Source organism: Microcystis sp. M061S2, from assembly GCF_020245605.1.
In the GTDB taxonomy this organism is placed as follows: Bacteria; Cyanobacteriota; Cyanobacteriia; order Cyanobacteriales; family Microcystaceae; genus Microcystis.
Window position 1 is genome coordinate 1 of the sequence record NZ_JADBUP010000094.1, and the last position, 6,660, is coordinate 6,660.

Annotated in this window: 8 protein-coding genes; all 8 read left to right on the top strand. The window is 44.8% G+C overall.

Annotated elements, in window-relative coordinates; translation table 11 throughout:
• The first annotated feature begins 240 nt into the window (after window positions 1-240).
• The 8 genes from IM475_RS16345 (at window position 241) to IM475_RS16380 (ending at window position 6,565) form a co-directional block, all read left to right on the top strand.
• The gene (locus IM475_RS16345) at window positions 241-936 is read left to right on the top strand and encodes a hypothetical protein (protein WP_287658965.1); all 696 of its coding nucleotides are present in this window, start codon (window positions 241-243) and stop codon (window positions 934-936) included.
• Entirely contained in the window at window positions 906-1,289 is a 384-nt protein-coding gene (locus tag IM475_RS16350) for a GUN4 domain-containing protein (protein WP_287658974.1), read from the top strand. The genes IM475_RS16345 and IM475_RS16350 overlap by 31 nt, the downstream gene beginning before the upstream one ends.
• A 372-nt stretch (window positions 1,290-1,661) precedes the next feature.
• Complete coding sequence (locus tag IM475_RS16355) at window positions 1,662-1,997, top strand: DUF433 domain-containing protein (protein WP_287658966.1); 336 nt, start codon at window positions 1,662-1,664, stop codon at window positions 1,995-1,997.
• 18 nt (window positions 1,998-2,015) lie between these two features.
• Window positions 2,016-2,360 carry a DUF5615 family PIN-like protein gene (locus tag IM475_RS16360; protein ID WP_287658968.1) on the top strand — a complete coding sequence of 115 codons (345 nt, stop codon included), beginning with the start codon at window positions 2,016-2,018 and terminating at the stop codon, window positions 2,358-2,360.
• 1,259 nt (window positions 2,361-3,619) lie between these two features.
• Window positions 3,620-3,754: a hypothetical protein gene (locus tag IM475_RS16365; protein WP_287658969.1), complete on the top strand. Its 135-nt coding sequence runs from the start codon at window positions 3,620-3,622 to the stop codon at window positions 3,752-3,754.
• Window positions 3,751-4,509, top strand: coding sequence for a transthyretin-like family protein (locus IM475_RS16370; RefSeq protein WP_287728283.1), 759 nt, complete (start codon window positions 3,751-3,753; stop codon window positions 4,507-4,509). Before IM475_RS16365 ends, IM475_RS16370 begins: the two co-directional genes overlap by 4 nt.
• Before the next feature lie 16 nt (window positions 4,510-4,525).
• Window positions 4,526-5,986 carry an MbnB/TglH/ChrH family RiPP precursor modification enzyme gene (locus tag IM475_RS16375; protein WP_287728285.1) on the top strand — a complete coding sequence of 487 codons (1,461 nt, stop codon included), beginning with the start codon at window positions 4,526-4,528 and terminating at the stop codon, window positions 5,984-5,986.
• 360 nt (window positions 5,987-6,346) lie between these two features.
• Window positions 6,347-6,565 (top strand): hypothetical protein, encoded by a 219-nt coding sequence (locus IM475_RS16380; RefSeq protein ID WP_287658972.1) that lies wholly within the window; start codon window positions 6,347-6,349, stop codon window positions 6,563-6,565.
• The last annotated feature ends 95 nt before the right edge of the window (window positions 6,566-6,660 follow it).

Below are 6,660 nucleotides of genomic sequence, written 5' to 3' on the forward strand. Positions count from 1 at the left end.
AATTAGTGCGCTAATTTTAGAAGTAATAGAATGGGAGCAATCAGGGGAAGTAATTGACGTTATAATTAGCCATAGTTTTCCGTCAAAATTCGATTTTGTCTCTTAAAACCCTGATTAATCGGTTTTTAGAGCTAATTTTGAATCTTGGTCTAATCTGCCTGTCTTCCTTGCTGTGACTGACTTACAAATTTTTGGAGATGTCTAATAATCATTAAAATATTTCTCGCCTCCTCATCTGAATTGAGAGATGATAGAGAACAATTTGAAATATTTATCAACCGTCAAAACAAAGAATATATAAAAAAGAGAATATTTTTAGAATTAGTTGTCTGGGAAGATTTTATCGATGCTATGTCAGCAACGCGCCTACAAGATGAATACAATAAAGCGATTACAGAGTGCGATATTTTCGTCAGCCTCTTTCATACTAAAGTAGGTATATACACTGAAGAAGAATTTACCAAAGCGTGGGAAACCTTTAAAGTAAATCGTCATCTGTGGATTTATACTTATTTCAAAGATGCACCCATCAATGCGAGTCAAATTAGTCCAGAAATTATGACTTTGTTGAATTTCAAGAAAAGACTCCATAATTTAGGACATTTTCATACTAGCTATGCTGACATTAACGACCTGAAATATAAATTTAGCGAACAACTAAATAAGATTATGCCAAAATTAGCAGGGGAAATCGAGCCTGCTTTTCATCAAGAACAGCAAAACAGCAAAGAGCAGGAAGTAAAACAAGCACTGAAATCTCAGATCCAGCAGTTAGAACAACACTTAGAACAAGAGCAAGAAAAACTAACAGAAAAAGAAGCAATAATTTCTCAGTTGCAAGAACAAATAAAGCAGCTACAGTCTCCTTCAAAAATTGTTTTAACAGGAGAAGAAAGTGAGAAAGAATCGACTACACTAAACTCAATGACTTACTAGCAGCAGGTAAGTGGAAGGAGGCTGACCAAGAAACAGCTAAAGTTATGTGCCGGGCAGCAGGAATAGAAAAGGAAGGCTGGCTAGACACAGTGTCTATCAACAATTTCCCCTGTGAAGATTTACGAACTATTAACGGACTCTGGCGGCACTACAGTATGGGTAAGTTTGGCTTCAGTGTCCAGAAAGAAATCTATGAGAGTCTCGGCGGCACGATAGACTATCGTGAGGAAGTGTGGGAAAAGTTCGGCGATCGCGTCGGCTGGAGAGATGGAGGAGAATGGATGGCATACAATGACCTAATACCAAATTTCAAAATATCTGACATACTCAATCCTCTCACCGTAAGGCTTTGAGCATTCTGATCTATGACAAGGGTTTTGAAAAATGGTATAAGCTTTAATTTGGAGTCAGCACCCCAAGCGCACCTCCCCGTGTGGCCAGAGTGGTTCCGTTTGAAGGAGTGGAACTCTATGCTGCAGTTTGGCGGGAGGAACGGCCTGGCAAGGGGTGACGGGTGTAGGTATCTCTTCTCTCGCGCAGAGACTTGTGGTTTGCTCAAGCCCATATTTTAGGTCGCTAGTTTAGATTTGTCCGTAGCTACATCATTTCAATTTTCCTCTTGCCAATCGCTCTGCTTGACCGCAGGTTTTTTTCTTAGTTTTTCCGAGAGCTTCAGCGATTTGGCGGTTCTACAATTAAAAGAGAAAGTTTGCTCCAAGAAAACCATGCAACTAGAAGAATACTTTGAAGTTTTTGAGCCAGATGACATCCGCATTAAAGGACATCGCATTGGGATTGAGGATGTCATCAACTACCATTTAAAAGGTTATACTTCCCAGCAGATTCTCCAAGAGTTACCCAGCTTAAACCTAGAGAAAATTTACGCTACTCTCACCTATTACTACCAAAATAAGCCCCAGATAGATGCTTATCTTCAGCGCCTCCGTGACTGGCAAGAAGAACAATACCAACAGTGGTTAAATACCGAGCCATCGCCCCTGATTCAACGCCTAAGACAACTGAAACTAAAACGGAAACAGCAAGAACTAAACCTCGCATGAGAATCCGGTTTTTGTTATTTGTTAGATGAAAACTTATCCCCAGACCTCAAAATATCTCTGTTACGATTGAATCCTAATCTCGATATTTTGCGAGTAAGTGAACCCGATGCACCACCCCTAGGAACTTTAGACCCAGAAATCCTAGATTATGTTGCGTCATTTCAACGGTTATTAGTTACCAATAATCGTCGCAGTATGCCTGGACACCTCAAAAACCATTGGGATAAGGGGGGACATATTTGGGGTTTACTGTGGTTGCGCCCCAGTGCTAATTTAGAAATCTGGGTAGAAGAATTATATCTAATTTGGGAAGCATCTGAAGCAGAAGAATGGATTGACCGAGTTGATTGGATTCCCTTTTAAATCTTCGCTATTTTTCGATCTTGCGTGCGATTGCGTCCAGCCTTGCTTTGATTCCGGTCATCCATTGGTTAAACTCGGCCGATTGCCGGTCGATAGCTTCCTTCCGTAGCCTTATCTCTGCGGTTGTTTTTTCGTGGGCTTCTAACCAGGTATTCAGTTCTCATCATTGCCTCAAGTATCTACGGTTTGCTGAATAAATCTAAAAACCTTGTTGGATAATATCTTGAGGCTTTTTTGAAATCAAAAAGTTCCGGGCCTGGGAGTGATCGGGGGGAAAATTTAGGCACTTTTTCCCTGAAAATTAGGTATAGTCATTTCAGATAAGTCTGATACACTCTAGACCAGTTAAACCCTTATGAACTCTGGCATTGATATTCTCAATCTTAATTGAAATGACTATAATTGGCCACCTCAAAACCAGTAAAACCCTACACCCCACACCCCACACCCTGTCCCCACGAAAAACTTTTTCAGCAGACCCTATCTAGAGCTTGCTGAAAAAGTTTGTTGGTGGGGTTAGGAGTCAGTAGCCGGTCGTCAGGCTTCGGCCGTGAGCTCAGCGTTCGACTGAGCTCACGCCGAGGTCCGAACGGAGTCAGGAGTTTCAGGCTTTGTTGCCCTCTTGTTTTCGTACCAGTTTATGTACTAAAAGAAAGATAATGCAAGGTTTTTGAAGGTCTCAATCCTATTTTCTGGCACTAACATCGGATTTTAACCGGTCAAAAGCCTTATTTTAAAAGGGTTTTACCATTATTCGTTCAGCCTTAATTAAGATTGGATGTGGGATGTGTGGGGAGTGTTATGACTCGTAAAGTAATTGCCTCAATTACAGAACGGGCTTATATTCTTGAGGTTTTGTCTATCGCCAAAGTTTAGAGAATCGGTACAAAAGTCTTACTCGATAAGCATTTCACGATTCCTTAAGCAAAAACTATTACACAAAGTCGAGAACAGCGGCAATTTACTACTAGAGATAGATATTTAAACGCATAAAACCTGTTATTTATAAGATTATAGCAATTTTCATCAGAATGAGACGTAAGCAAGGGGCTTAAGCTCCTTTTTAGCAAAACTTGTCGATACCTCAGTAACGTGAAAAGCGCTATAAAACGATGGTCTTATGAAGAATTGCAACATTTTCGGAGTTTCTCGATTCTTGCTTTCAACCAAATATCGAACCATCAACAATTAAACTTAACCCCTCTTAGTGGTGCGGAAAGCTTTTTTAAATCTCTCAAGAGACAACCAATGTCGTCAAAATGAGGGCTGAAACCCATTATCTTTCTAGTATTCAGATGCGCTATATCGAACAGCGTCTTACTGATAATCCTTTATTGATAATAGTTTTAGGAGTTTTCCGACCACCGAGCTTACCCCCCGGTAAATCGCCATGACAACATGGAAAATTTTGGGTCGTGTTATCGACCGTCAAACCCGTTTCGGTATTTCCGGACTCCGAGTTGAGGCTTGGGATAAAGACTTAATCTATGACGACTTGCTTGGCAGTGCTGTCACAGGGGAAGGCGGAGATTTTCAGATAACCTTCGACGAGTCCTACTTTCGAGAACTGTTTCTGGAGCGGCGGCCGGATCTTTTCTTTAAAATCTTTCAAGACAACGATCTAATCGAGAGTACGGAAGATTCTGTCCTCTGGAATATTGAATCAGGAGAAAATCAAATGGTTATTGAAGCGGATCAATCGATTAGTCACAGACACAAACTCGGCTTGAGCGGCCCGATTAGAGTCACTTTACCCGTTGAAGTCGCCTATAATCTAGAAGCTTTGCAGGTCAGTATCGCGGAAATTATGGGTCGCGTGGGTTGTAAGCCCTGCTTTTCCGGGGCGGCTTGTACTTTCCTTCACGAGCGGGAATTTATCCTCGATCCCGTGCGGAAAGTCACGCCATTGAATCGGCCAATCCCGGAACTCATGGACAGAGACTTGGGTGCGCGGGCCGGTGGGGTGAGCGTAGTGCTAGATGCTGGGATTAGTAACGATATCGAACGGGTGAAGGAAGCGATCGCCAGTATTGTCGCCCGTCTCGGATGTTCCGCGTGTCACTCGGGATTCGATATCGCCTTTCGCAACGAGTTAGACCTGATTACCGTTGATAAAAAGTTGAATGTACAAGTATTTGGCAAAATCTAATTCTCGACTTCCGGAAATGGGCGTTGGGATTACCTATTCACCAGAACTAGAGCCTCTTTTAGAACAACGCCAGGAACTTTTTTCTGTCCTAGAAATCGAGCCTCAGACGATGTGGATCGAGACCGGGCAAGCTCCTCGACGCTACCGAACGCTAGAGAAAGTTTTCGAGCGTCTCGCTGGGCTTCCGGGAAAAAAGCTCGTCCATAGCGTCGGGATTCCCGTCGGCGGGACAGTTAGCCCCGATCGAGGGCAGTTAGAACTGTTGCGGCAGACGATCAACCGTCTCGGTTCGCCTTGGATGAGCGAGCATCTTAGCTTTAACGCGACCCCGGAATTCCACACGGGCTTTTTCTTGCCTCCCCTCCAAACACTAGAAGGAGTCGAGACCGCCGTTCGCTCGATCGGGGATCTTCAAACCGCTTTACCCGTGCCGATCGCGGTGGAAACCGGGGTCAATTACCTGCGACCCCGGCCCGGGGAAATGGAAGACGGCGAGTTCGTCGCCCGCGTTATCGAAACCGCCAATTGTGGGCTGTTGTTGGATCTTCATAACCTCTGGGCTAACCAACTCAACGGTCGTCAGTCCATAGAAGCTTACCTATCCCGACTTCCTCTCGATCGGGTCTGGGAAATTCATCTAGCGGGTGGCATGAAGTTGGGGGGTTTCTGGCTCGACGCTCATTCCGGGGAAATACCCGCTCCCTTATTCGAGTTGGCTAAACGGGTCATTCCCACCTTGCCGAACTTGAAAGCGATTATTTTCGAGATTTTTCCCTCTTTCATTCCCGTTGTCGGTCTGGATTTAGTCCGAGAACAAATAGAACGACTGCACGAACTCTGGGAACTTCGGAAACCCGGCCGCCCCTCCCAAGAAATCTCGTATCCCGTCCCGAAAACGAACGCGGGGGTATTCGGGGGTACTGCCGTTTCCCCGAGTAGATGGGAGTGGCTCTTAGGCAGTTTGGTGATCGGCCGTTCTCTACCGGACGAAATGGCACGAGAACTGACCGCCGACCCTGGAGTCCAAATTATCAACCGCCTGATTCAAGAATTTCGCGCTTCGATGATCGTCAGTGCCATCAGGTTAACTTCCCGTCTGATGATGCTGGCGCTCGGCCCGGACATCTTCCGCGCTCTCCTAGCCGATTTTTGGTCGAAAGCCCCGCCCCATCAATTCTCGACCACCGAAGTGGAAGCTTTCGCCGAATACTTGCGCTCTCTCGACCTTCAACTCCCCCAACTGCTGAAAGTTCTGGAGTTCGAGCGAGCCGTTATCGCCACGCTCATCGATGGACAACCGCGTCTCGTTCGCTTCGACATCGACCCATTCCCCTTGTTACGCGCTTTAGCCGAAGGGCATTTACCCGATGTACCCAGCCAACCCGGTCAATACGAGATCGAGATCGCACCCGATGGACCGGTTGCAGTTAGTGGCGTTGATTTAGATTCCACGCGGTCAACTTTGCCTTTTCACTGAGGGCTTACGAGAATTCTGACTCTTCTGGTTTCTGTGTGGAAACGGGGTCTATACTGATAGTTTCTTCAGCAAAATAGCACTAAAAGTTTTTCCCAGTAAACATTTCACGATTCTATGATCAAAAATTATCACACAAAGTCGAGGAGAGCCAGAGATTTAATTGATTAGTTCGCTCTAGATCGAAAACAATTAACAAAAATCGCCAAATGTCTTTCTCTATAAGAGTTTCATTCCTTATAACCCTGTACGTTGCACAAGACAAACCGAAGAACCACAAGTTCTCTATTTAAATAAGAGAATTTTATCTGATTTTTTTCAAAATGAGAATTGCTGGGGTCGGTTAAATCTACTCGGTTGACGGTGGGAAATTCCGTCACCGTTACCGGTGAACATCCCAGAAAAGGACAGACGGGGGAGATAACCGCGTTGCCCAATCCCTATGCGGCCATTATCCTTTTTAACGATGGGAACAGGGAAATGTTAGGTTCGGACTTCCCTTCCCAAAAACCCATCGATGTGGCCGCTAAATTTCAGTTGACGCTCCCCGCTCTAAAGAGACGGGGATTCTTCGTTCATTGAGTCTCCGTTAGTAAGCAGGATTTCTCCAACCAACCAAGAGGGAATCTCTCCCGAAGCGTTTAAAGTTTGCGTGCGCCCCACGCTACTTAATCCCT